This is a genomic window from Streptomyces sp. NPDC036813 (assembly GCF_055609245.1).
Map to the genome: position 1 here is coordinate 14,751 of NZ_JBVJPV010000023.1, position 23,235 is coordinate 37,985.

A 23,235-nucleotide genomic window follows, 5' to 3' on the forward strand; every position below is an offset into this window, starting at 1 on the left:
GGTGTCAAGGTGGGTGGAAAGAAAAATTCAGGGGGCGGCAAGCCTGTAAATCGGCTTTCCACCCCCTGGCAGTCACAAGGTCAGGCGTCGAGCACGCCCGTGGAGAGCAGCCCGAGCAGCGCCACACCGATGACGATGCGGTAGATCACGAAGGCGTTGAAGGAGTGCTTGGCCACGAACTTCAGCAGCCACGCGATGGAGGCGTAGGCCACGACGAAGGAGACGAGGGTGCCGACGGCCAGCGGGGCCGCACCCACGCCGGTGCCGAGCGCGTCCTTCAGCTCGTACAGGCCGGCGCCGGTCAGGGCCGGGATTCCGAGGAAGAAGGACAGGCGGGTGGCAGCGACCCGGTCCAGGTCGAGGATGAGCGCGGTGGACATGGTGGCGCCGGAGCGGGAGAAGCCGGGGAAGAGCAGCGCGAGGATCTGCGAGCAGCCGACCAGCATCGCGTCCTTGAACGAGGTGTCGTCCTCACCGCGCTTGTGCCGGCCCATCTGGTCGGCCGCCCACATCACACCGCTGCCGATGATCAGGGATCCGGCCACCACCCACAGCGAGGCGAGCGGGCCCTCGATGAGCGGCTTGGCGGCCAGACCCACGATCACGATGGGGACGGTCGCGGCGATCACCCACCAGGCGAACTTGTAGTCGTGGTGGTAGCGCTCCTCCTTGTTGACCAGGCCGCGGCCCCAGGCGGAGACGATCCGCACGATGTCCTTGAAGAAGTACACGAGCACGGCGGCAATGGCGCCGACCTGGATGACGGCCGAGAAACCGACGACGGCGTCGTCGTCGACGGGGATGCCCATCAGCCCCTCGGTGATCTTGAGATGTCCGGTGGAGGAGACGGGGAGGAACTCGGTCACTCCCTCGACGGCTCCGAGGACGACGGCCTGGCCGACGCTGATGACGCTCATGGATTCCCGTTCTTGGAGGGGCAGGGGGACAGGGGGGCGGGACAGTCTTACTACACGCGGGCGAGAGCCTGCGCCTACGGCCAGACGACCTGCGCCAGGGCCACGCCGGCGAACGCCGCGCCCAGCCCGGCGGCCACGCTCCCGACGACGTTGAGCACCGCGTACAGCCGGGCACCGGTCTCCGCCAGCCGCAGCGTCTCGTACGAGAAGGTCGAGTACGTCGTCAGCGCCCCGCACAGGCCCGTACCCAGCAGCAGCCGGGTGTGGGAACCCACGGCGCCCGCGGCCGCAGCCCCCGTCAGCACCCCGAGGACCACACAGCCGACGACGTTGACGGCGAAGGTACCCCAGGGGAAGACCGAGTCGTGCCGGGACTGGACCGCGCGGTCGGTGAGATAGCGCAGGGGCGCGCCGGCCATGCCCCCGGCAACGACGAGCAGCCAGTTCACAACGACTTCTTACCCTTCCTGCCCGGTTCGCCGGATTCGGCGCCGCGTCCCACGTACCGGATGACCTCGCAGTCGTCGAGGGTGACCAGCCCTTCGGTGACCAGTTCGTCCAGCTGCGGCAGGAAGGCGCGGACGCGGTCCTCGGTGTCCACGATCACGATCGCCACCGGCAGGTCCTCGCTCAGCGACAGCAGGCGCGAGGTGTGGATCAGGGAGGAGGCGCCGAAGCCCTCGATGCCCTTGAAGACGCTGGCCCCGGCGAGACCGGCCGCGTGGGCGCGGTGCACGATCTCGGCGTACAGGGGCTTGTGGTGCCAGGTGTCCATCTCGCCGACGAAGACGGTCAGGCGCAGGGCTCGTCCGGTCAGCCGGGTCATCGCTGCCTCCGGGTCAGGACGCGGCGGGTCGCCGTGGCGGCCAGCCACACCACGGTGAGCGCCGCGAGCGGGGTCACGGCGAGGTAGACCAGCGCGGTCCGCGGGTGGCCGTGGTCGATGAGCTGCTGGACGTCGACGGCGTAGGTGGAGAAGGTGGTGAAGCCGCCCAGCACGCCGGTGCCGAAGAAGGGCCGCACCAGTTTGTGCGCGGCCAGGACCTCGTTGATCAGCACCATGAACACACCCATCACCGCGCAGCCCGTGACGTTGATCCACAAGGTGGTCCACGGGAATCCGCCGCCGGCCGCGGGCCAGGCGAGCCCGGCTGCGTAGCGGGCGGCCGCGCCGCAGGCGCCGCCGAGCGCGACCACCGCGACGACGGGCAGCTGACCGCGCCAGGCGGTGCGGTGCCGCGGGGCAGTGGGGATGCGAAGGCTCTCGGCTTCAGGGGCTGTCATGTCGTCCGTCTCCTGCTCGCCGTGCGGTGATCACGGCCGACACCAGCCTAGCGCCGGGGCGGAGGGCGGCTCACCCGCCGGTGGGCCGGGCGCAGACCGCGACGCCCGGCTCCCACAGGCTGCCGAGGACCAGGTGTCCGGCCGTCACGCAGACGCTGGTGACCATGCGGAAGCGGGAGTGGCGGCGGGCGAGGTGATGGACGGTACGGCCGTCGTCGTCGACGGCCAGGACGGCGGCGGTGCCGGTGGGACGGAAAGGTGCGTGCACCGCTGCCCGCGCGGCGGCGCGGCGTGCGCTGGGGGCGGCACGGTGCAGGCCGTCGAGCGCGGGGACGCGCGGGCCGGCCAGGGCGACCCAGATCGGGCCGTCGGGGCCGGATCGCCACAGGTTGTCGGGCATACCGGGCAGGTGCTCGGCGAAGGGTTCGCTGTGGCCGGCCCGCGGTCCGGTGAGCCAGTAGCGGGTCAGGCGGCATGCGCCGGTCTCGGCCAGCACCAGGAAGGCGCCGTCGGCGCTCAGGGCCACACCGTTGGCGAAGCGCAGGCCCTCCAGCAGCACCTCGAAGGCGGTGCTCCCGGGGGCGAGGCGGAGCAGGCGGCCGGTGCGGGTGTCCTCGACGATGTCGGCGAGCCAGTGACGCAGGGGGTGACGGCGGCTGGAGACGGTGACGTAGACGCTGCCGTCGGGTCCGGCGACCACGTTGCTGGCGAAGCGCAGCCGCTCCCCCGCCACCTCGTCGGCCAGGACCCGTACGGCGCCGGTGGTGAGGTCGGCGCGCAGCAGTCCGCGTTCCGCGTCGCAGACGAGGAGGTCGCCGTCAGGGAGCAGCTCCAGGCCCAGCGGCCGGCCGCCGGTGTCGGCGAGAGTCTCGACGCGGGGCGGCGCCTGGGGGTCGGCGAGGCCGTCGAGGCCGTCGACGCGCAGGATGCGGCCGTCGGCCACGCCGGTGAGGATCCTGCCGCGCGGGTCGGCGATCACGTCCTCGGGGCCGTGGCCGGGCAGGCGGACGTGGCGGATCGGACGCAGGGGCGTGGGTCGGTCCATGCCGGCCGGGTCACCAGCCCTTCTCGAACATGCGGGCCACCTCGGCGATCCGTACCTCGTCCCGCCGGTAGTAGGTGTGCGGGCCGACCTGGCGGGCGCGCACCAGGCCGACGCGGGTCAGCAGGGCGAGATCGCACTGCACGAGGGTCAACGGCACCCCGAGACCGAGCGCGATCGCGTCCGCCGTGACGCCGCCGTGCGAGGGGTCGCCGTCCTGCGGGAAGGGGTCGGGGGCGTGCTCGAGCCACTGCAGGAGGTGCAGACGCCTCTCGCTGACGGGAGCCCTCACCATCGTGTCCCCCCTCGGGTGCCTGAGCCGGGCCTTCGTAGCGCGTCTTCCCACTGTTCCCCGGTGGGAGCGCTCGCGCACCGCAGTCTGCACGCGTTGTCCGGGATGTGTCGGCCGACGGCTTGGGAGGGAGGGTGGGGTCGGTGCGGGTGCGAGTCCGTGCCGGGGGCCGGTTGTTCGTCTGCGGGTGCGTGGGGGCTGGTCGCGCCGTTCCCCGCGCCCCTTTTTTGCCTGCGGCGGCCCGTTGCGGTGCGTGGTCGGTTGCGGTCGCGCCTGCGGTGCGCTGTGGGGCGGGGCCGGGGTGGGGGTGTCCGCCCTCGGTCCGGCCGCCCCTTTCCGACGACGCGCCCTGTGTTGGCGCCGGCTGCTGCGGGCGGACACCCCCACCCCGGCCCCTCACCGCCGTACGCGGGTGCGCCGACATCGTCTCGGGCGGCGGGTGCCGCGACGCCGTGGCGCGCGCCTCGGCCCGGTCAGTTGCGGGCGAGCAGTGCGCCCCGTCCTGCGTGGGGGTCAGCGGTGGCGGAACCAGGACATGGATGCCAGCGCCTTGTCGTCGTAGCCGAAGAGCGCCTGGTTCTCCCAGCCGTTGCCGGAGGAGGCGTCGGCGGGGTCCCAGCCGTTTCCGGCCACCGCGGTCCAGGTCGCCTCCCAGGAGAAGACGCCGAGACCACGGCCGTGGGGTACGGCTTCCACGATGTTCGCGACGGTGTTCATCCAGGCGGTCTGCCCGGCCACGCTCGCCGGGTAGCCGCTCACCAGCTCGCCGGGGGTGTCGATCTGGTTGGTGAGCGCGTCGTCGCTGTCGAGCCGGAAGGGGTAGGCCGTCTCGGCGACGCAGACCGGCTTGCCGTAGCGGGAGGCGGCGTCGTCGAGGGTGGTCTGGAAGTCGGACAGCGGACCGTGCCAGTAGCCGTAGTACGACAGGCCGATCACGTCGAACTGCACGCCGTTCGCGACGGCGCTGTCGAACCACCAGCGGGTGCCGGACAGGTCGCCGCCCTTGGCCAGGTGCAGGGCGACCAGGGTGGACGGGTTGACCGCCTTGACCGCGCTGTATCCACTGTTGAGCAGTCCGGCGAGCCGGGTCCAGTCGTCGGTGGAACCCTCGCTCCACAGCATGCCGCCATTGATCTCATTGCCCACCTGGACCATGTCGGCGGTGGTGCCCTGAGCCTTCAAGGCGTTCAAGACGTCGTACGTGTGCTGGTACACGTCCGTCTTGAGTTGACTGTAGGAATGGCCCGTCCAGGCGGCCGGCTTGGTCTGGGCGCCGGGGTCGGCCCAGGTGTCCGAGTAGTGGAAGTCGACCAGCAGCTTCATGCCCGCAGCCTTGACGCGCTTGGCCATGGCGAGCACGCGGGTCTTGTTGTTGTACCCGTCGGCGGGGTTCACCCAGACTTTCAGGCGTGCGTAGTTCATCCCGGCGTTCTTCAGGATGGTGACCGCGTCGCCGGGGGTGCCGGAAGCGGTCCGGTACACGCCGCCGAACGCCTCGCTCTTGGCGAGGGAGGAGATGTCGGCCCCCTTGACGGACAGGCCGGTGGTGCCCGGCGTGAACGTCAGATCGTCAACGTTGATCCAGTTGCCGGCGTTCGCGTCGCTGTTGATGCTGATCGTGCACTGGTTGCCGGTGACCTTGACCGGCGTGACGATCCTGATCCAGCCGCTGGAGGAGACCGGCAGATCGGTGCGCTGCTCGGTGCCGCCGCAGTTCTTCAGGGCCAGATAGGCGGCCTTCTGCCCGCCGCTGGAGCGGACCCAGGCGGTGAGTGTGTAGGCCCCGTCGGTCAGACCCGACAGGTACTGGTACGTCTCCACCTTGTAGGCGGTGGACGACCAGTGGCTGAGCCGGTAGCTGCCACTGCTGCCGCCGGCCTCGGCATAGCTCGCGCCGGCGTCGCCGTACTCCGCCCAGCCGCTCGGGGTGGCGGTGCCGGTGCCGTCGGCCTCGAAGCCGCCGTTGGTGAGGGCCGGGGCCGCGTGCGCGCTCTGGGCGGGCAGGGCGGTGAGGGCCAGGCCCGCCGCGAGCGGCAGCAGCACGGCCCTGATGGTGCGTCCGGGATGGAACATCTTCGTCCGTCGTCCCTTCGACGTGAGGGTGGGGGCCTCTGCACCAAGGAGGGGTGGAGATCCCCGGTGGAGGAAACCCCTCCGCCCGTGGCTTCACGGCTCGCGCGGGCGGAGGGGGGTCGGTTCAGCCGTCGAGTCGTACGACCCGCACGGCTCCCGCGGGCACGGCCAGGCGGCCCGCCGCGCGCTCGCCGGTCAGCAGCTCGGTGCCGGGCGCGTCCAGCGGCACCTTGACGTCGGCGGTGGTGTGGTTGATCGCGAACAGGTAGCCGCCCCGCTCACCGGTGCGGTGGACGACCTCGACGTCCCGCGGCAGGTCGACGCGGGCGGCGACGCCCGCGTCGCCGGCGGCCCGGCCGAGCAGCGCGTCCAGCCCCTCGGCGCCCAGGCGGGTGGAGACGTACCAGGCGGTGCCGGCGCCGAGGCGGTGGCGGGTGATCGCGGGCCGGCCGGCGGTCAGGCCGTCGTCGTAGGTCCACACCGTCTCGGCGCCGCGCGGCACGACGAACTCCGTCCACACATCGCCGCTCAGCTCCGAGCCGTCGGGCCCGGTGATCCGCACCCGCTCGCCCCGCAGCAGTGGCGAGAACTCCTCGACGGTCAGGCCGAGGGCGTCGCGCAGCGCGCCGGGGTAGGCGCCCGGGTGGACGGCATCGTGCGCGTCGACGATGCCGGAGAAGTACGACACGACGAGGGTGCCGCCCTGCTCGACGTACGACGTCAGGTTGCGCCCGGCGGCCTCGGTCATCAGGTACAGGGCGGGCACGACGACAAGGGGATAGCTCGACAAGTCGGCTTCCGGCTGGGCGAAGTCGACGGTGAGGTGGCGGTCGTAGAGCGCCTCGTAGAAGGCGTCGGCGCGCTCGCGTGCGTCGTGGTCCTCGCTGGGACGCCAGTCGAGGGACTGCGCCCACCAGGACTGCCAGTCCCAGAGCATCGCCACGTCGGCCCGCGTGCGGGTGCCGCGGATCTCGCTCAACGCCTCGAGGGATTCACCGAGTTCGACGACCTCGCGCCACACGCGCGTGTCCGTGCCGCCGTGCGGGACCATGGCGGAGTGGAACTTCTCGGCGCCGCGCCGGGACTGCCGCCACTGGAAGAACATCGCGCCGTCGGAGCCGCGCGCCACGTGGCCGAGGGAGTTGCGGGCCATCTGCCCGGGCGCCTTGGCGGGGTTGCGGGGCTGCCAGTTGACGCCGGAGGTGGAGTGCTCCAGCAGCAGCCACGGGGCGCCGCCGGCCACGGAGCGGGTCAGGTCGGCGGCCATGGCGAGGTTGACGTGGGTGCGGCGGCCGTCGGTGATCAGGTAGTGGTCGTTGGTGACCAGGTCGACCTCGCGGCCCCAGGCCCAGTAGTCGACGGAGTCGCACTGGCTGAGCGCGGTCATGAAGTTGGTGGTGACCGGGACGCCGGGTGAGAGGCGGTGCAGGATGTCCCGCTCGGCGCGGAAGTTCTCGCGCATGGTGGCGTCGGCGAAGCGCCGGTAGTCCAGGGCCTGGGCGGGGTTGGCGACGGTCGCGGTCAGGCGCGGCGGGTTGATCTGGTCGAGGTCGGCGTAGCGCTGCCCCCAGAAGGCGGTTCCCCAGGCGTCGTTGACGGCGTCGACGGTGCCGTAGGTGGCGGTGAGCCAGCGGCGGAAGTGGGCGGCGCAGGAGTCGCAGTAGCAGGCGGAGACGGGGACGCCGTACTCGTTGTGCACGTGCCACATCGCGAGCGCCGGGTGGTCGCCGTAGCGTTCGGCGAGCCGGGTGGTGATGTTCGCGGCGGCCGTGCGGTAATCGGCGTTGCTGTGGCAGATCGCGCCGCGGGAGCCGAACTCCAGCCGCACCCCGTCGGCGGTGACCGGCAGGGCCTCGGGGTGGGCGCGGTAGAACCAGGCGGGTGGGACCACGGTGGGCGTGCCGAGGTCGACGCGGACGCCGTTGTCGTGCAGCAGGTCGACGACCCGGTCGAGCCAGCCGAAGTCGTACTTCCCCGGGGCGGGTTCCAGCAGGGCCCAGGAGAAGATGCCGACGCTCACCAGGGTCACGCCGGCCTCCCGCATCAGCCGGACGTCCTCCTGCCAGACGGATTCCGGCCACTGCTCGGGGTTGTAGTCCCCGCCGAAGGCGAGCCGGGTGAGGCCGCTGGGGGTGGTGTCCGGCATGGATGTCTCCCGTGGTCCGATCATTTGGGAACGTGCACACACAACAGTGGCGGTGCGAGCTCAACATAACCGCACAGTCACAACCATTGACAAGTGTCCGGGACGTTTCTCTACTGTGAACGCTCACAGAAGCACGGCAGGGCCGCACAACAGGTGAAGACCGGAGGGAAGCGGCCCTGGCAGATCTGTGTGGCAGGTCTCCGGAATCGAGCGGAGACCCAGGTCAGGGGAGAGAACCATGCCGTACACGAAGCGCCGACGCCTCGTGACTTCCGCCGTCGCCGTCGCGCTCGGCGCCACCGCCCTCGCCGCCTGCGGCTCGTCCGACGACTCCAAGGGCGACGCACAGTCCGGGCCCGTCTCGCTGACGTACTGGACCTGGACCCCCGGTATGGACAAGGTCGTGGACCTGTGGAACAAGGGGCCGGGCAAGAAGCAGCAGATCTCCGTCACGGTGAAGAAGCAGGCGTCCGGCGACACGCTGGTCACCAAGATCCTCACCGCGCACAAGGCCGGCAAGGGTCCGGACCTGGTGCAGGCGGAGTACCAGGCGCTGCCGACGCTGGTCAGCAATGACGCACTGGCCGACATCGCCAAGGACGTGGGCGACGTCAGGGGCAAGTTCGCCGACGGCGTCTGGCAGCAGGCGACGCTGGGCACGGAGGCGGTGTACGCGGTCCCCCAGGACATCGGGCCGATGATGTTCTACTACCGTGCCGACCTCTTCAAGCAGTACGGCCTGACGGTCCCGACCACCTGGGACGAGTTCGCGCAGACGGCCCGCGCGCTGAAGAAGAAGGCCCCGGACAAGTCCCTGACCACCTTCTCCGCCAACGACTCCGGTCTCTTCGCGGGCCTCGCCCAGCAGGCCGGCGCGAAGTGGTGGACGACGTCCGGTGACAAGTGGAACGTCGGCATCGACGACGCGGCGACGCGGAAGGTCGCCACGTTCTGGGGCGGCCTCGTCAAGGAGGGCGCCGTCGACAACCAGCCGATGTACACCCCGGCCTGGAACAAGGCGCTGAACACGGGCAAGCAGATCGCGTGGGTCAGCGCGGTGTGGGCGCCTGGCACGCTGACCACGGCCGCGCCGGACACCAAGGGCAGGTGGGCCATGGCCCCGCTCCCCCAGTGGTCCAAGAGCGAGAACCGCACCGGCAGCTGGGGCGGCTCCTCCACCGCCGTCACCACGGACTCGCAGCACAAGGACGCCGCCGCGGAGTTCGCCGCGTGGCTGAACACCGACGCCGAGGCGCTCAACGCGCTGGCCAAGGAGAGCGGCATCTACCCGGCGTCCACCTCCGCCCAGCTCAGCGGTGCCTTCCAGAACCCGCCGGAGTTCTTCTCGAACCAGGTGGACTTCTACACCAAGGCCGCCGACATCGCCGAGACCACGGCGCCCTCCGCCTGGGGCCCGAACGTCAACGTCGCCTACACCTCCTTCAAGGACGCCTTCGGCGCCGCCGCCAAGAACAAGTCGGACTTCGTCGCCGCGCTGCAGAAGATGCAGGCGGACACGGTCGCCGACATGAAGAAGCAGGGCTTCGAGGTCGGTCGGTGAGCAGCACGGCACACCGGGGGTCGTACGGAGTCGGGCCGGCCCCGTACGCCCACCCGTCTCGCAGCACCGCCCTCAAAGGTGCGCTTCGCGCGCCGTACTTCTTCCTTCTCCCCGCTACGGTCCTCTTCCTGCTGTTCTTCGCGCTGCCCATCGGCTACGCGGTCTGGCTCAGCTTCCGCAGGGTGCACGTCTCCGGGCTCGGCCTCGGGGCGAACGCCCGCCACGAGGTCTGGGCCGGTCTGGAGAACTACACCGACGCGCTGACCGACAGCGAACTGCTGCACGGCGCGCTGCGGGTGCTGGGGTACGGGTGCGTCGTCGTCCCGGTCATGCTCGGCCTCGCGCTGCTGTTCGCCTTGATGCTCGACTCCGACACGGTGCGCCTGGCCCCCTTCACCCGGCTCGCGATCTTCCTGCCGTACGCCATTCCCGGCGTGGTGGCGGCGCTGCTGTGGGGCTTTCTGTATCTGCCGGACGTCAGCCCCTTCTACTACGTGCTGCAGGAGTTCGGCCTTCCGCAGCCGAACCTGCTGGACGGCGGTCCGCTCTATCTCGCCCTGTCCAACATCGCGGTGTGGGGCGGCACCGGCTTCAACATGATCGTCATCTACACCTCGTTGCAGGCCATCCCGGCCGAGGTCCATGAGGCGGCGAAGCTGGACGGCGCCGGCCCGCTGCAGATCGCGCTGCGGATCAAGATCCCGATGGTGGCGCCCTCGCTGGTGCTGACGTTCTTCTTCTCGATCATCGCCACGCTGCAGGTGTTCAACGAGCCGACGACGCTGAAGCCGCTCACCAACTCGGTGTCCACGACGTGGAGCCCGCTGATGAAGGTCTACCGGGACGCCTTCGGCTCCGGTGACATCTACGCGGCCGCCGCCGAGGCCGTGATCATCGCCCTGGCGACGCTGGTGCTGTCGTTCGGCTTCCTGCGCGCCGCGAACCGCCGCAACAAGCAGGAGGCAACCCGATGAGTTCCGTGGCCCTCCGCAAGGCCGCCCCGGCGGCCGGCACGACGCCGGGGACCGCCCAAGGGCCCCCGCTGCGCCGCCGGATCTCGCTGGTGCCGACGGTGACGCTGCTGCTGGGCGCGCTGTACTGCCTGCTGCCCGTGGCGTGGGTGGTGATCGCGGCCACCAAGTCGGGCAAGGAGCTGTTCTCCACGTTCACGTTCCTGCCGGGCAGCGGATTCGCCGACAACCTGCGCGATCTCAACTCCTACCGCGACGGTGTGTACTGGGAGTGGATGGGCAACTCCGCCCTCTACGCCGGGTTCGGGGCCCTTCTGTCGACGGTGGTGTCCGCGTTCAGCGGTTACGCGCTGGCGACCTACCGCTTCCGCGGCCGCGAGGCGGTGTTCAACATCCTGCTCGCGGGTGTGCTGATGCCGCCGGTGATCCTCGCCGTACCGCAGTACCTGCTGCTGGCGAAGGCGAACCTGACGGACTCCTATCTGTCGGTGCTGCTGCCGCAGATCCTCTCGCCGTACGGCGTCTACCTCTCGCGTATCTACGCGGCCGCCGCGGTCCCCGCGGACGTGGTGGAGGCCGGGCGGATGGACGGGGCGGGCGAGTGGCGGATCTTCACCCGGATCGCGCTGCCGATGATGGTCCCGGGCATGGTGACGGTGTTCCTGTTCCAGTTCGTGGCCGTGTGGAACAACTTCCTGCTGCCGTACATCATGCTCAGCGACGACGAGAAGTTCCCGATCACGCTGGGTCTGTACACGCTGCTGGAGCAGGGTGCCAACACGCCCGCCCTGTACACGCTCGTGATCACGGGCGCGTTCCTCGCGGTGCTGCCGCTGGTCGCCCTGTTCCTGGTCATCCAGCGCTTCTGGAGCCTGGACCTGCTCTCCGGGGCCGTAAAGTCATGACCATGAGTACATCGGGGGGCCGGCGCAGGCCGCCGACGATCCACGACGTGGCGCGCGAGGCGGGCGTCTCGCGCGGCACCGTGTCACGCGTGCTCAACGGCGGCCACTACGTCAGCCCCGCCGCGCAGGAGGCGGTCAACGCGGCCATCCGCAAGACCGGTTACGTCGTGAACCGGCACGCGCGGTCGCTGATCACCGGGCGGTCGGACTCGGTCGGCTTCCTGCTCACCGAGCCGCAGGAGCGGTTCTTCGAGGACCCCAATTTCAATGTGCTGCTGCGCGGCTGCACCCAGGCGCTCGCCGCGCACGACGTCCCGCTGCTGCTGATGCTGGCGGGCACCGAGGACGAACGGCGGCGGATCACCCGCTACATCACCGCCGGGCACGTCGACGGGGTGCTGCTGGTCTCCAGCCACTCCGGCGACCCGGTCGCCCAGGAACTGCGCGAGGCGGGCGTGCCGCTCGTGGCGTGCGGCAAGCCGATCGGGCTGGGTTCGAAGGTGAGCTATGTGGCCGCCGACGACCGGGACGGCGCCCGGGACATGGTGCGCCATCTGCTCTCGCTCGGGCGGCGCCGGATCGGCACGGTCACCGGCCCGCTCGACACCCCGGGCGGTGTCGAACGGCTCGCCGGGTACCGGGAGGTCCTCACCGAGGCGGGGCTGCCGGTCGACGAGCGGCTGATCGCCTCCGGCGACTACAGCCGGGCCAGCGGCGAGGAGGCCGCCGAGCGGCTGCTGGAGCGGGCGCCCGACGTGGACGCCGTGTTCGTCGCCTCCGACCTGATGGCGCAGGGCGTGCTCACCGCGCTGCACCGGGCCGGGCGCCGGGTGCCCGAGGACGTGGCGGTGGGCGGCTTCGACGACTCCCCCGCCGCGTTGTCCGCCACCCCCGAGCTGACGACCATACGGCAGCCGTGGGACCGGATCAGTGCCGAGATGGTCCGGGTCCTGCTCGCCCAGATCGGGGGCGAGGACCCGGCAGCGGTGATCCTGCCGACAGAACTCGTCAAGCGGGCGTCCACGTGACGGGCGGGGCGGTGGCCGCGGCGACGAAGAAGGGCACGGCCAGCAGGGCGTGATCTCCTTCGGCGCGGGTGCGCTGCTCGGCGAGCCAGCCGTCGGCGGCCTCGCGCGGTACGGCCCCGGCGGCGCACGCGGCCTCGGCGAGCCCGGTGAGCAGCGGTAGGGCCTGCGCGCCGAGGATGACGGTCGTGCGGACCTCCACGGTCACGTCGGTGAAACCGGCCTCCAGCAGCAGCCGGCGCTGAGCGCGGGCGGCACGGGGCGCGGTGACCAGGTCGGCGCGCGCCCGCACGATGCTCCGGGTGGTGTCCGGGTCGTCGGAGTCGATCAGCAGCCCGCCCCAGTCCTGTCCGAGCAGTACGATCCGCCCGCCCGGGCGAAGCACGCGCCGTGCCTGTGCCAACGCCCGTGCGTGGTCGGCGAGTTCCTGCATCACCTTGTCGGCGCGGTAGCCGTCGCAGGAGTGGTCCGGCAGGGGAAGCGCGGAGGCGTTCCCCTCGCGGAAGTCCGCCTGGGGCCACCAGGTGCGGGCGACGTCCACCATGTGCGGATCCCGGTCGACTCCCACCACCGCGACGCCGCGTGCACACAGCTCGCCGACGGCGCGTCCGGTGCCACAGCCGACGTCGACGACGCAGCGGGGGTGGCGCAGCAGGTCGTGGGAGAGCTCCCGCAGGTCGCGGGCGCCCGGCAGCAGGTCGCCGGCGTCGAGCCGGGCGATCAGGGTGTCGGTGTGCGTCCGTTCCCCGAGCACCTCGTCGGCCGGTTCCTCGGTCGTCGTGGACGTTGCCTGTGTCGTCGCCCTGGATGTCTCCTCGGTCGTTGCCGTGGACGTGGCCTTGGTCGCTTCCTTGGTCATGCGGCCCAGGCTGCGACTTGATGTCGGCATGAGGTCAAGCGAACAGGGTGGGCGGTTGAGTATCGGCGCTCTCGCGCGACGCTTCGGGCTGGAGCCGCACGTCCTGCGCCACTGGGAGTCGGTGGAGCTCCCATCCCCCGCCCGGGAAACGGCCCGGGCAGCGTCGCTACGGCGAAGCCGACGCGGTGCGGGTGGCGGTGATCCAGCGGGGCAAGGCGGAAGGGTTGTCCTTGGACACCATCCGCACCATGACGGCCGGCGGCCCGGAGGTGCGCCGCGCGGTGCTGCGGCGGGAGGCGCAGGCGTTACGGGAGCGCATCGCGGCGGCCGAGGCCTCGCTCGCGCTGGTGCAGTGCGCCCTGGACTGCGCGCACACCAAGCTGGCGACCTGCCCGCACTTCCGGCACCACCTCATGGCACCCGGTGCGACCACTGCTGACTGACCTGATCTCCACCGCGGCCGTTCCCCCGTATGGCGGTCGGAGGCGATGTCACCCTGGCGTCGTACTCCGCGCTCGCGAAGGCGCCGTGCACCGTCCGAGGCAGCGCCGGGCCCTCGTGACCGGTCAGGATCGGAGAAGCCACGGCACGCCAAGCCGTCCTAGCGTGGTGTGCATCGACGGAAACCCGTCGGAATTCCGCCCTCCCGAGGAGTGAGTGCCATGAGCGCCGGTGTGCAGACGATCATCTACCCCGTCAAGGACAAGGACCGGGCCAAGGCGGTGTTCACGGCCCTGCTCGGTGTCGAGCCGTACGTCGACGAGCCGTACTACGTCGGTTTCAAGGCCGAGGGCCAGGACGTGGGCCTGGACCCGAACGGGCACGCTCAGGGTCTGACCGGGCCGGTGCCGTTCTGGCACGTCACCGACCTGCGGGAGCGGCTCGCGGCGCTGCTGGAGGCGGGCGCCGAGGTGGTCCAGGACGTGCGCGACGTCGGCAACGGCCGGCTGATCGTCTCCGTGAAGGACCCCGACGGCAACCTGGTGGGGCTGCTCCAGGACCCGGTGGCCTGAGGAGCGTACGACTCGTTGCGCCCGCACTAGTTGCATAGTCAACGAATGGCCGATTCGGTGCTACCGTGCGGGTATGGCAGCGAAGACGGCCGAGGCGCGGCTCGAGGAGCGGTGGCGGGACATCCTGTCCGTGCACGCCCGCACCATGTGCGAGATCGACCGGGCCCTGCATCCGCACGGTCTGGGCGCCAGCGATTTCGAGGTGCTGGACATCCTGGCCGACGCCTCGACCGGGCCGGGCGACCAGTGCCGGGTGCAGAACCTGGTCGGACAGGTGCATCTCAGCCAGAGCGCGCTGTCCCGCCTCATCGGCCGCCTCGAGAAGGACGGCCTCGTCGAGCGCTCGGTGTGCGCCGAGGACCGGCGGGGTGTGTGGGTGGCCCTGACGGACAAGGGCCGCCGGCTGCACACACAGGTGCGACCGCTCCAGCGGGAGGTGCTGGAGCGGATGCTCGGCGGCCGGCCCGAGTAGGCCCCGCGTCCGTTCCTACGGCCGTGCCAGCAGGGTGCGTACGCCTTCCGAGGTGAGCGTCAGCGGGTGCGACGAGCCCGCGTCGATGGTGAGCGACAGGTCGTCCGCGGGCCACTGGGCGGCCAGCGCGCCGAGCGGCACCAGACGGTAGCGCGAGATGTAGGGCAGTAGGTCGGCCATCGCCGGCTCCGAGGTGAAGACCGGGACCACCGGGTTGCCGCCCGGCTGCTCCAGCACCGGCAGGGCCACGGCGGAGGGGTTGGTGGCGTCCTCTTCGGCGACGTCGTCGGGCACGGGCACCAGGACGTCGCTGTGGGCCAGCGTGTCGAGCGCCGCGGTGTCCTCCGTGTTCTGGGCGAGCGCGTCCAGAGCGCGCTGGGCGGGCGTGGCGGTGTTGTCGTTCTCGGGTGTGTCCATGGTGTCTTCCCTGGTAGCGGCGGTCATGCGGGCCGTTTTCGGTGACGGCTCCCGGGCACGGTCTGGCCACGCGTACCCGACCCGGACGCGATCATTCCCCTTGTCGGCGATCGATCGGGCAGCGCGCTGAACGGGAGGCCTCCGCGTCACCCCTCGGTGCGGGACGCCTTTGGCGCCGTGACCGGAACTCATACGGGGACACGCGTGTTCGAGAGCGGTCGGCTAGCATCGCCGACGGCGTCGCGTGCCGGTCACCGGCCGGGTGAGGCATGGAGGTGCCGGGAGATGCCTGCTGGAGGCATTCCTTGTCCATCGAGTTGAATCACACCATCGTCCACGCCCGGGACAACCGGGAGTCCGCCGAGTTCTTCGCCGAGTTGCTGGGGCTGGAGATCGCCGGGGAGTGGGGCCCGTTCGTCGCGGTCCAGCTCGCCAACGGCGTGACGCTGGACTTCGCCACCGCTCCCGTCGAGCGGATCACGCCGCAGCACTACGCCTTCCTCGTCTCGGAGAAGGAGTTCGACGCGGCGTACGCGAAGATCACCGAACGCGGCATCGTGCACTGGGCGGATCCGCACCAGCGGCAGCCGGGCACGATCAACCACCACGACGGCGGCCGCGGAGTGTACTTCCTGGACCCCGCGGGTCACGCGCTGGAACTGATCACGGTCCCCTACGGCGGCCGGCCGGCCGCCCAGGGCTGACGATCGGAACGGGCCCCGGACAGCTCACCGGCCGGTGGGCCGGCCGGGGCCTGCGCGTACCTGGGTGCTGCACACATGACTGCCTCCCGGGGGTCCACTTCCGGCAACCCGCCCGCCGGTCAGTCGGTCACCAGCGCCAGCGTGAACCCGTCGTAGCCCTTCTCGCCGACCGTCTGCAGGGTCGTCGCGGTCAGCCGGGGGTGGGCGGCGATCAGTTCGGTGAAGCGGCGCACGCCCTGGACCCGCGGGTCGGAGCTGCCGGGCTCCGTGACGGCGCCTTCCCGTACGACGTTGTCGCCGACGATGACGCTGCCGGGACGGGTGAGCCGCAGGGCCCACTCCAGGTAGGCGGGGTTGGAGGGCTTGTCGGCGTCGATGAAGACGAGGTCGAAGGGGCCCTCCCCGGCCTCCACGAGCCGGGGCAGGATGTCCAGCGCCTTGCCGAGACGGATGTCGACGATGTTCTCGAGCCCGGCGCGGGCCACGTTGGCGGCGGCGAGGGCGGCGCACTGCTCGTCGACCTCCAGGGTCACCACGCGTCCGTCCTCGGGCAGGGCGCGGGCCAGCCAGATCGTGCTGTAGCCGGCGAGCGTGCCGATCTCCAGGACGGTGCGGGCACCGCGGATCCGCGCCAGGAGGTTCAGCAACTTGCCCTGGTTGGGGGCGACTTGGATGGCCGGAAGCCGAGCCGCGTCGGCGTCGGCGACGGCCGCGCGCAGGGCGGCGTCCTCCTCCACGAGCAGGTCGTTGAAGTAGGCGTCGACAGCGGTCCAGGTCTCCTGGGACACGGCGGGCTCCCTTACGGCGCGAACGAGTGAGTTTACAAAGGGAACTTACTACGGGCGTCCGCTTCTTCGACAGCGATTACCGTGCCCGTCCGGGCGTCGCCGGACAGCAGTCCAGGCCGGCCCGAGTGGGCCGGCCCGGACTGTGTGTTCGGGACGGGACGATCAGACGAGGTCGAACCGGTCCAGGTTCATGACCTTGACCCACGCCGCGACGAAGTCCTCGACGAACTTCTCCTTCGCGTCGTCGCTCGCGTAGACCTCCGCGAGCGCGCGCAGCTCGGAGTTCGAGCCGAAGACCAGGTCGGCACGGCTGCCTGCCCACTTCAGCTCGCCCGTGGCCGCGTCACGGCCCTCGAACGTGGTCTGGTCCTCGCTGGTCGACTTCCACGTCGTACCGAGGTCGAGCAGGTTGACGAAGAAGTCGTTCGTCAGGGCCCCCGGCGTCTTGGTGAAGACACCGAGCTGCGACTGCTGGTGGTTGGCGCCCAGCACGCGCAGGCCGCCGACCAGGACCGTCATCTCGGGGGCGCTCAGGGTGAGCAGGTTGGCGCGGTCGAGCAGCAGGTACTCGGCCGGCAGACGGTTGCCCTTGCCGAGGTAGTTGCGGAAGCCGTCCGCGGTCGGCTCCAGCGCCTCGAACGACTCGACGTCGGTCTGCTCCTCGGTCGCGTCGACGCGGCCCGGGGTGAAGGGCACCTCGATGTCGAACCCGGCGTCCTTGGCGGCCTTCTCCACCCCGACGCAGCCGCCGAGCACGATGAGGTCGGCCAGCGACACCTTGCGGGCACCGGTGTTGAACTCCTGCTGGATGCCCTCGAGGGTGCGCAGCACGAGCGCGAGCTGGTCGGGGTCGTTGACCTCCCAGCCGCGCTGCGGCGCGAGGCGGATGCGGGCACCGTTGGCGCCGCCGCGCTTGTCGCTGCCGCGGAACGTCGAGGCCGACGCCCAGGCGGTCGTGACCAGCTGCGACACGGTCAGACCCGAGTCGAGGAGCTTGGCCTTCAGGGCCGCGACGTCGGCGGCACCGATGGGCTCGCCCTCGGCCTCCGGCAGCGGGTCCTGCCACAGCAGGGTCTCCGCCGGGACCTCCGGGCCGAGGTACAGCGACTTCGGGCCCATGTCGCGGTGGGTCAGCTTGTACCAGGCGCGGGCGAAGGCGTCCGCGAATTCCTGCGGGTTTTCGTAGAACCGGCGGGAGATCGGCCCGTAGATCGGGTCGAAGCGCAGCGACAGGTCGGTGGTGAGCATCGTCGGGCGGTGCTTCTTCGACGGGTCGTGCGCGTCCGGGATGATCTCCGGGGCGTCCTTGGCCACCCACTGCTTGGCGCCGGCCGGGGACTCGGTCAGCTCGTACTCGTACTCGAAGAGGTTCTTGAAGAACCCGTTGCCCCACTGCGTGGGCGTGCTGGTCCAGGTCACCTCGAGGCCCGAGGTGATGGTGTCGCCGCCCTTGCCGGTGCCGTAGGTCGACTTCCAGCCGAGGCCCTGCTCCTCCATGGAGGCGGCCTCGGGGTCGTTGCCGACGTGGTCGGCCGGGCCGGCGCCGTGGGTCTTGCCGAAGGTGTGGCCGCCGGCGATCAGCGCGACGGTCTCCTCGTCGTTCATCGCCATGCGGCGGAACGTCTCACGGATGTCGCGGGCCGCGGCGATCGGGTCCGGGTTGCCGTTGGGGCCCTCCGGGTTGACGTAGATCAGGCCCATCTGGACGGCGCCGAGCGGGTTCTCCAGCTCGCGGTCGCCGCTGTAGCGCTCGTCGCCGAGCCAGGTGGTCTCGGGACCCCAGTAGACGTCCTCCTCGGCCTCCCAGACGTCGGCGCGGCCGCCGCCGAAGCCGAAGGTCTCGAAGCCCATCGTCTCCAGCGCGACGTTGCCGGTCAGGACGAGCAGGTCGGCCCAGGAGAGGTTCTTGCCGTACTTCTTCTTCACCGGCCACAGCAGACGGCGGGCCTTGTCCAGGTTGGCGTTGTCCGGCCAGCTGTTGAGCGGGGCGAAGCGCTGCTGACCGGCACCGGCGCCGCCGCGGCCGTCGCTGATGCGGTAGGTGCCTGCGCTGTGCCAGGCCATGCGGACCATGAGCGGGCCGTAGTGACCGAAGTCGGCCGGCCACCAGTCCTGCGAGGTGGTCAGCACCTCGGCGATGTCCCGCTTGACCGCGGCGAGGTCGAGGCTCTGGAACGCCTCGGCGTAGTCGAACTCCTCGCCGAGCGGGTTGGCCACGGCGGGGTTCTTGGCGAGGATCTTCAGATTGAGCCGCTCAGGCCACCACTGGCGGTTGCCACCGCCCTGCGTGGGGTGCGGGGCGCGCCCGTGCGCGACGGGGCAGCCACCTGTGCCCTCCGTCTTGGGGTCGGTGACGATTGCGTCAGGGTTCTCGGACATGCGGATCCTTCCGAACTAAGCGGATCATGGTGCCGAACTGCTTGCGGATCAGGGTGCTGAACTGCCTGGGGATCAGGGTCCTGAACTGCCTGCGGTGGAGCAGTCGGGGCACAGGCCCCAGTAGATGACCTCGGCCTCGTCGATGACGAAGCCGTGGTCGTCGGAGGCGGTCAGGCAGGGCGCCTCACCGACCCCGCAGTCCACGTCGGCGACGGTCCCGCAGGAGCGGCACACGACGTGGTGGTGGTTGTCCCCCACCCTCCCCTCGAACCGGGCCGGACTGCCGGCCGGTTCGATACGGCGTATGAGCCCGGCCGCGGTGAGCGCGTGCAGGGCCTCGTAGACGGCCTGGAGGGAGATGTGGCCCACGCGGGCGCGCACGCCGCCGGCGATCGCCTCGACGTCGAGGTGGTCGCCCGCACGGACGGTTTCGAGGAGGGCCACGCGGGCGGCCGTGACGCGCAGGCCGGCACCGCGCAGCTCCTCGGCAGCGGTCGCAGACCGGGGTGCGCTCATGGCGAGCAACCTACTCCCCCAGACACGAGAGGTACAGAAAAACGAACGATTCAATTTTGTGACGTGGGTACGGGACCCGTTCGGCACGTGTCAGGGACGCGTCACTTCGCTCTCCTGCTCGCCCCCGACCCGGACGTGCCGACGATGGCGCAGGCGCGGCTCGTCCACCAGCCGCCCGCCCTGCTCGGCGTGGCGCTGTTCGCGCTGTGGCCCTTCAACTGCCTCTTCCACACACCTCCGCCGCCACGCCCGGATGTCTGGCCCGGCCGTACGCCCTCTACCGCTCCCGCGAGGCGCGCCGGGCCGCGTCGGCACAGCGGGCCCTCGGGTCGTGGCCTAGGGTCGTGACCTACCTGCGGCCGCCCGGCTCCCAGGGGTGGACCTCCACGGAGGAGTACCGGTCGGCATCGAGGACCGCGCGGGCCGCGTCGGCGTCCGGCGCGCGGACCAGAGCCGCCGTGCCCAGCCAGAGGGTGCCGTCGTCGGAGAGCAGCGGGCCGTAGGCGACGAGGCGGTCCCGCTCGGGCGGCGGAACGTCCTCGCCGGCCGCCCGGCCCGAGCCCAAGCCGAGCACCAAGTGGCCGTCACCGTCGACCGGGCCGCCCGGGAACTGCCACATCGTGCGCCCCAGCATGTTGCGCCACCGGCGCAGCAGCACGTCCCGGTAGACGCCGGCCCGCTGATTGGGCTCGTCGAAGGCGAAGGCGCGGGCGGCGGCCGCATCGGGCAGGTCGACGATGTGCACGCTCCCGCTGGGGACATCGCCGCGGAAGGTGGGGCCGCGGGCGATCAGCTGCTTCTCGTACCCGTCCATGTAGGACCAGTGCTCCTCTCCCAGTTCGAGGCGCAGGGGAAGCGAGCCGGGCCGGTCGCGGTGGTGGACGAAGAATTCCATGGCGGCAGTGTTCATGACCTCGCCCGCGCACGGAACCGGGTTTCCCGCAGGGCCCTTGCGGCGCCGGTCGGCGGGATGCGCGAAAATAGTTGCCTGAAGTAACCAGCAGTCGCGCGAAGGGGCTCGCAGTGCCGCACATCACCATCGACTACTCCTCGCAGCTGGACGGCGCCTTCGACCGGGAGACCCTCGTGAAAGAGCTGCACACCACCGTGGTCGCGGACTCCGGCTCGACCGGGGTGTGCAAGACGTTCCTGCGCCCGGCGCCGGCGTACGTGGGCGACCGCTCGCCCGGGGAGTCGCTCTTCGCGCATGCGGAGGTGGGTCTGCTGCCCGGCCGCTCCGAGGCACTGAAGGCACGGCTCGCCGAGACCGTCCTGGAGATCCTCGGCCGGCATCTTCCGTCGGCCGAGCACGTGATCTGCTCCGTCGAGGTAAGGGACCTCGCCGATTCCTACCGCCTCTCCCCCTCCGCCCGCGCGACCGGGGACCTGCATCGAGGCGCCGGGCGCCCGGCCCCTACGCTCGGGGCATGGTGAGTGAATTCAGCGACGCGTTCCTCCTGGAGGCCGAACGGCACGCCGCCTGGGGCGCGGCCCAGCTCGAGGCCCTGACCGCGTTCCTGCCCGAGGGCCCGTGGACCGCCGACCTCGAGGCCTGCCGCTACCGGCAGGGGGACGTCGAGCTGCGCGTGGCCGTGCTCGGCACCTACGACACGGACGAGCAGTCCTGAATGTGGGGATGGGCGAACCCTGGGCTGGAGGGCACCGAGGCGGTCGCGCTCACCGGCGCGGTGGAGCGGTACGGACGCGCCCACAACATTCCCGAACTGACCGAACCCGTACTGGCGTTGTCCGGCTTCCCGGACCCACGGCGCGCCGCGGAGATGCTCGCCTTCACCGGCATGGGGGTGGCCGGGGCCCCCGGGTACATCGGCGTCGCGGCGGGGCCGGCGACGCGGGTCTACTTCCTCGCCGACGACCCGCGGGTGCCGCGCGCCGGTCTGGACCCGGTGACGCTGCCGCGGACCCTGCTCACCGGCGCGGGCCTGATCGGCCGTTCGGCCCGGCACGTGGTGAGCGGGTACTTCGACCACCACGGCGTCCCCCAGCGCGCCGAGGACGACCGGATCGTGGCCGGCCTGGCCGGCGGCAGCGCGGTCGAGGTCCGCTTCGATGCCGTGGGCCGCATCGGGGGCGTGGAGGTGAAGGTCTCCCCGTAGTCCTGCCGTGGACCTGTCTTGAGGAGACGTCAGGTCCGGGCGCGGCCGCCCGGGGCGGATGCCGTGATGCGGGCGACCGCCTCGACGGTCAGGGCGCGCCCGTGGGGTTCGACGGCCAGCGCCCGGTGGAGGGTCAGCCCTTCGATCAGTGCGTCGAGCTGGCGGGCGGTGTCCGGGTCGAAGTGCTTCTCCAGATGGTCGCGGCTGCGCTGCATCCAGGCCTGCGTGAGCGACCGGTAGGCCGGGTCGCGCGCGGCGAGCGTGTACAGCTCCTGGGCGAGCACGAGGTCGCGCCGGCCGCCCTCGGACAGGGTGTGCACGAGGTCGGCGACGGCCTCCCGGGCCTGGTCGCGGTCCGCCGCGCCGCCCAGGTGGGCGTCGAACAGCTCCGCCATGCGGTCGGTGAAGCGGCCGAATGCCTCGCGCAGCAGCTGGTCGATGCCCTTGAAGTGGTACGTCGTCGAGCCCAGCGGAACGCCGGCGCGCGCGGCGATCCTGCGGTGCGAGAGCTGGGCGATGCCCTCGTCGGCGATGACGTCGAGGGTCGCGTCGAGGATGCGCGCGCGGCGCTGCGGGTCGGTGTGTCCGGTGGCCATGCGGTGCGCTCACAGGCTCCGGACGGGGCGGGCGGGGTTGCCGACGGCGACGGTGTTCGCGGGGACGTCCTTGGTGACGACGGCTCCGGCGCCGATGACGGAGTTGTCCCCGATGCTGACGCCTGGCAGGACGATGGCGCCGCCGCCGAGCCACACGTTGTCGCCGATGGTGATCGGCCGGGCGGCCTCCAGCTTGTCGCGCCTGGGCTGCGGCTCCAACGGGTGGGTGGGGGTGAGGAGTTGGACGTTGGGGCCGATCTGGCAGTCCTCGCCGATGGTGATGGCGGCGACGTCCAGGGCGGTCAGGTTGTAGTTGACGAAGGTGCGGGCGCCGATCGTGATGTTGCTGCCGTAGTCGACGTACAGCGGTGGCCGGACGTGCGCGTCGTCGCCGAGGGAGCCGAGGAGTTGCGCGAGGAGCGGCCGGGCGGCGTCGGCGTCCTCGGTGTAGGCGGCCTGGTAGCGGGCTGCCAGGCGCACGGCCTGCTGCTGGCGCAGGGCGATCTCGGGGTCGTCGGCGATGTAGAAGTCGCCGGCGAGCATGCGTTCCAGGTTCGTCCGCGGGTCACCCGCGAAGTGGTCCAGCGTCATGCGTACGATCGTACATTCGGGAGTGTACGATCGTACGCTCACCCCACGGGCGGCCTCCTGAACAGCCCGGCATTCCCTCACGTATCAGACATAGGGGTCGATACGAAGGGGATGAGCCACATGGCGATCTCGGTACACACGAAGCGCCGGGCGGCCGGTACCGCGGCGGCGGCCTTCACGGCGGCACTGGTCCTGGCCGCCTGCTCCAGCGGGGGCGGCGGCCAGGCGAAGAGCTCGGGCAGTTCCGCCGCGCAGCCCACCGGCTCGGGGACCCGGGTGACCGTCACCGAGACCGAGTACGGGCTGAAGCTGTCCCGGACGTCCTTCACGCCCGGCACCTACACCTTCGTCGCGGACAATGCCGGTCACATCACGCACGCCCTGTCGATCGACGGCCCCGGCGTGGAGGACGCCCGGACCAAGAACATCCAGGGCGGTCAGATGGCCCCGCTGACGGTGACCCTCAAGAAGGGTTCGTACGACCTGTACTGCCCCGTGCCCGGGCACAAGGCGCTCGGCATGGACAAGCACATCCAGGTCGGCTGACACGGCACGGCCCCCTCCGCC

General features: G+C 71.2%; 28 protein-coding genes and 1 pseudogene. 13 read left to right on the plus strand and 16 right to left on the minus strand.

Annotated features, from left to right (window positions below):
• Positions 1-80: 80 nt before the first annotated feature.
• The 8 genes from ACZ67Q_RS35040 to ACZ67Q_RS35075 form a co-directional block, all read right to left on the minus strand.
• Complete coding sequence (locus ACZ67Q_RS35040) at positions 81-917, minus strand: undecaprenyl-diphosphate phosphatase (RefSeq protein ID WP_471190454.1); 837 nt, start codon at positions 915-917, stop codon at positions 81-83.
• Between the two features lie 74 nt (positions 918-991).
• Positions 992-1,366, minus strand: coding sequence for a fluoride efflux transporter CrcB (gene crcB / locus ACZ67Q_RS35045; RefSeq protein ID WP_471190456.1), 375 nt, complete (start codon positions 1,364-1,366; stop codon positions 992-994).
• Entirely contained in the window at positions 1,363-1,743 is a 381-nt protein-coding gene (locus ACZ67Q_RS35050; protein ID WP_469810970.1) for a DUF190 domain-containing protein, read from the minus strand. The genes crcB (ACZ67Q_RS35045) and ACZ67Q_RS35050 overlap by 4 nt, the downstream gene beginning before the upstream one ends.
• Positions 1,740-2,201: a fluoride efflux transporter CrcB gene (gene crcB, locus ACZ67Q_RS35055; protein WP_471190458.1), complete on the minus strand. Its 462-nt coding sequence runs from the start codon at positions 2,199-2,201 to the stop codon at positions 1,740-1,742. Before crcB (ACZ67Q_RS35055) ends, ACZ67Q_RS35050 begins: the two co-directional genes overlap by 4 nt.
• Positions 2,202-2,271: 70 nt before the next feature.
• A complete protein-coding gene (locus tag ACZ67Q_RS35060) occupies positions 2,272-3,246 on the minus strand; it encodes an SMP-30/gluconolactonase/LRE family protein (protein ID WP_471190460.1) in 975 nt (324 codons plus the stop codon).
• 10 nt (positions 3,247-3,256) lie between these two features.
• Positions 3,257-3,538 carry an ArsR/SmtB family transcription factor gene (locus ACZ67Q_RS35065; protein ID WP_471190462.1) on the minus strand — a complete coding sequence of 94 codons (282 nt, stop codon included), beginning with the start codon at positions 3,536-3,538 and terminating at the stop codon, positions 3,257-3,259.
• A 510-nt stretch (positions 3,539-4,048) separates the two neighbouring features.
• A complete protein-coding gene (locus tag ACZ67Q_RS35070) occupies positions 4,049-5,608 on the minus strand; it encodes a glycoside hydrolase family 53 protein (RefSeq protein ID WP_471190464.1) in 1,560 nt (519 codons plus the stop codon).
• Between the two features lie 124 nt (positions 5,609-5,732).
• The gene (locus ACZ67Q_RS35075) at positions 5,733-7,754 is read right to left on the minus strand and encodes a beta-galactosidase (RefSeq protein WP_471190466.1); all 2,022 of its coding nucleotides are present in this window, start codon (positions 7,752-7,754) and stop codon (positions 5,733-5,735) included.
• Positions 7,755-7,992: 238 nt separating this feature from the next.
• Here ACZ67Q_RS35075 and ACZ67Q_RS35080 point away from each other — a divergent pair, with 238 nt between their 5' ends.
• The 4 genes from ACZ67Q_RS35080 to ACZ67Q_RS35095 are packed head-to-tail and all read left to right on the plus strand — an operon-like array spanning position 7,993 to position 12,219.
• Positions 7,993-9,315 (plus strand): ABC transporter substrate-binding protein, encoded by a 1,323-nt coding sequence (locus ACZ67Q_RS35080; protein ID WP_471190468.1) that lies wholly within the window; start codon positions 7,993-7,995, stop codon positions 9,313-9,315.
• The gene (locus ACZ67Q_RS35085; RefSeq protein ID WP_471190470.1) at positions 9,312-10,289 is read left to right on the plus strand and encodes a carbohydrate ABC transporter permease; all 978 of its coding nucleotides are present in this window, start codon (positions 9,312-9,314) and stop codon (positions 10,287-10,289) included. Before ACZ67Q_RS35080 ends, ACZ67Q_RS35085 begins: the two co-directional genes overlap by 4 nt.
• Complete coding sequence (locus ACZ67Q_RS35090) at positions 10,286-11,191, plus strand: carbohydrate ABC transporter permease (protein ID WP_471190472.1); 906 nt, start codon at positions 10,286-10,288, stop codon at positions 11,189-11,191. Before ACZ67Q_RS35085 ends, ACZ67Q_RS35090 begins: the two co-directional genes overlap by 4 nt.
• On the plus strand, positions 11,188-12,219 hold the full coding sequence (locus ACZ67Q_RS35095) for a LacI family DNA-binding transcriptional regulator (RefSeq protein ID WP_471190474.1): 1,032 nt from the start codon (positions 11,188-11,190) through the stop codon (positions 12,217-12,219). The genes ACZ67Q_RS35090 and ACZ67Q_RS35095 overlap by 4 nt, the downstream gene beginning before the upstream one ends.
• On the opposite strand, the gene ACZ67Q_RS35100 is transcribed toward ACZ67Q_RS35095, so the two are convergent.
• Entirely contained in the window at positions 12,200-13,075 is an 876-nt protein-coding gene (locus tag ACZ67Q_RS35100) for a methyltransferase domain-containing protein (RefSeq protein ID WP_471190476.1), read from the minus strand. The two genes, ACZ67Q_RS35095 and ACZ67Q_RS35100, sit on opposite strands and share 20 nt — an antisense overlap.
• A gap of 28 nt (positions 13,076-13,103) precedes the next feature.
• Here ACZ67Q_RS35100 and ACZ67Q_RS35105 point away from each other — a divergent pair.
• The 4 genes and pseudogenes from ACZ67Q_RS35105 to ACZ67Q_RS35120 all read left to right on the plus strand — a co-directional run.
• Positions 13,104-13,269, plus strand: a pseudogene (locus ACZ67Q_RS35105) (MerR family transcriptional regulator); the annotation flags it as partial.
• 36 nt (positions 13,270-13,305) lie between these two features.
• Complete coding sequence (locus ACZ67Q_RS35110) at positions 13,306-13,518, plus strand: hypothetical protein (protein WP_471190667.1); 213 nt, start codon at positions 13,306-13,308, stop codon at positions 13,516-13,518.
• Positions 13,519-13,737: 219 nt separating this feature from the next.
• Complete coding sequence (locus ACZ67Q_RS35115; RefSeq protein WP_471190478.1) at positions 13,738-14,088, plus strand: VOC family protein; 351 nt, start codon at positions 13,738-13,740, stop codon at positions 14,086-14,088.
• Positions 14,089-14,161: 73 nt separating this feature from the next.
• Complete coding sequence (locus ACZ67Q_RS35120; protein WP_471190480.1) at positions 14,162-14,560, plus strand: MarR family winged helix-turn-helix transcriptional regulator; 399 nt, start codon at positions 14,162-14,164, stop codon at positions 14,558-14,560.
• Positions 14,561-14,575: 15 nt separating this feature from the next.
• Here ACZ67Q_RS35120 and ACZ67Q_RS35125 read toward each other — a convergent pair whose 3' ends face one another.
• On the minus strand, positions 14,576-14,977 hold the full coding sequence (locus tag ACZ67Q_RS35125; protein WP_391682046.1) for an SseB family protein: 402 nt from the start codon (positions 14,975-14,977) through the stop codon (positions 14,576-14,578).
• 305 nt (positions 14,978-15,282) lie between these two features.
• Between ACZ67Q_RS35125 and ACZ67Q_RS35130 the strand changes: the two genes are divergently transcribed.
• Positions 15,283-15,681, plus strand: coding sequence for a VOC family protein (locus ACZ67Q_RS35130; protein ID WP_471190482.1), 399 nt, complete (start codon positions 15,283-15,285; stop codon positions 15,679-15,681).
• Positions 15,682-15,800: 119 nt separating this feature from the next.
• Here the strand turns inward: ACZ67Q_RS35130 and ACZ67Q_RS35135 are convergent, their stop codons facing one another.
• From ACZ67Q_RS35135 to ACZ67Q_RS35150, 4 genes are all read right to left on the minus strand, one after another.
• Entirely contained in the window at positions 15,801-16,469 is a 669-nt protein-coding gene (locus tag ACZ67Q_RS35135; RefSeq protein ID WP_471190484.1) for an O-methyltransferase, read from the minus strand.
• Between the two features lie 162 nt (positions 16,470-16,631).
• Positions 16,632-18,848, minus strand: coding sequence for a catalase/peroxidase HPI (katG, locus tag ACZ67Q_RS35140; protein ID WP_471190486.1), 2,217 nt, complete (start codon positions 18,846-18,848; stop codon positions 16,632-16,634).
• Between the two features lie 72 nt (positions 18,849-18,920).
• A complete protein-coding gene (locus ACZ67Q_RS35145; protein ID WP_471190487.1) occupies positions 18,921-19,364 on the minus strand; it encodes a Fur family transcriptional regulator in 444 nt (147 codons plus the stop codon).
• A gap of 349 nt (positions 19,365-19,713) precedes the next feature.
• Complete coding sequence (locus tag ACZ67Q_RS35150; RefSeq protein WP_471190489.1) at positions 19,714-20,259, minus strand: YciI family protein; 546 nt, start codon at positions 20,257-20,259, stop codon at positions 19,714-19,716.
• A gap of 128 nt (positions 20,260-20,387) precedes the next feature.
• Here ACZ67Q_RS35150 and ACZ67Q_RS35155 point away from each other — a divergent pair, with 128 nt between their 5' ends.
• The 3 genes from ACZ67Q_RS35155 to ACZ67Q_RS35165 are packed head-to-tail and all read left to right on the plus strand — an operon-like array spanning position 20,388 to position 21,481.
• A complete protein-coding gene (locus ACZ67Q_RS35155; protein WP_471190491.1) occupies positions 20,388-20,798 on the plus strand; it encodes a 5-carboxymethyl-2-hydroxymuconate Delta-isomerase in 411 nt (136 codons plus the stop codon).
• Positions 20,792-20,992, plus strand: coding sequence for a hypothetical protein (locus tag ACZ67Q_RS35160; protein WP_471190492.1), 201 nt, complete (start codon positions 20,792-20,794; stop codon positions 20,990-20,992). The genes ACZ67Q_RS35155 and ACZ67Q_RS35160 overlap by 7 nt, the downstream gene beginning before the upstream one ends.
• Entirely contained in the window at positions 20,993-21,481 is a 489-nt protein-coding gene (locus ACZ67Q_RS35165; protein ID WP_471190494.1) for a DUF6882 domain-containing protein, read from the plus strand.
• 29 nt (positions 21,482-21,510) lie between these two features.
• Here the strand turns inward: ACZ67Q_RS35165 and ACZ67Q_RS35170 are convergent, their stop codons facing one another.
• Together ACZ67Q_RS35170 and ACZ67Q_RS35175 are read right to left on the minus strand one after the other, a co-directional pair.
• Positions 21,511-22,077 carry a TetR/AcrR family transcriptional regulator gene (locus ACZ67Q_RS35170; protein ID WP_471190496.1) on the minus strand — a complete coding sequence of 189 codons (567 nt, stop codon included), beginning with the start codon at positions 22,075-22,077 and terminating at the stop codon, positions 21,511-21,513.
• A gap of 9 nt (positions 22,078-22,086) precedes the next feature.
• Complete coding sequence (locus ACZ67Q_RS35175; protein WP_471190498.1) at positions 22,087-22,668, minus strand: sugar O-acetyltransferase; 582 nt, start codon at positions 22,666-22,668, stop codon at positions 22,087-22,089.
• 120 nt (positions 22,669-22,788) lie between these two features.
• Here ACZ67Q_RS35175 and ACZ67Q_RS35180 point away from each other — a divergent pair, with 120 nt between their 5' ends.
• Positions 22,789-23,214, plus strand: coding sequence for a plastocyanin/azurin family copper-binding protein (locus ACZ67Q_RS35180; RefSeq protein ID WP_471190500.1), 426 nt, complete (start codon positions 22,789-22,791; stop codon positions 23,212-23,214).
• The last annotated feature ends 21 nt before the right edge of the window (positions 23,215-23,235 follow it).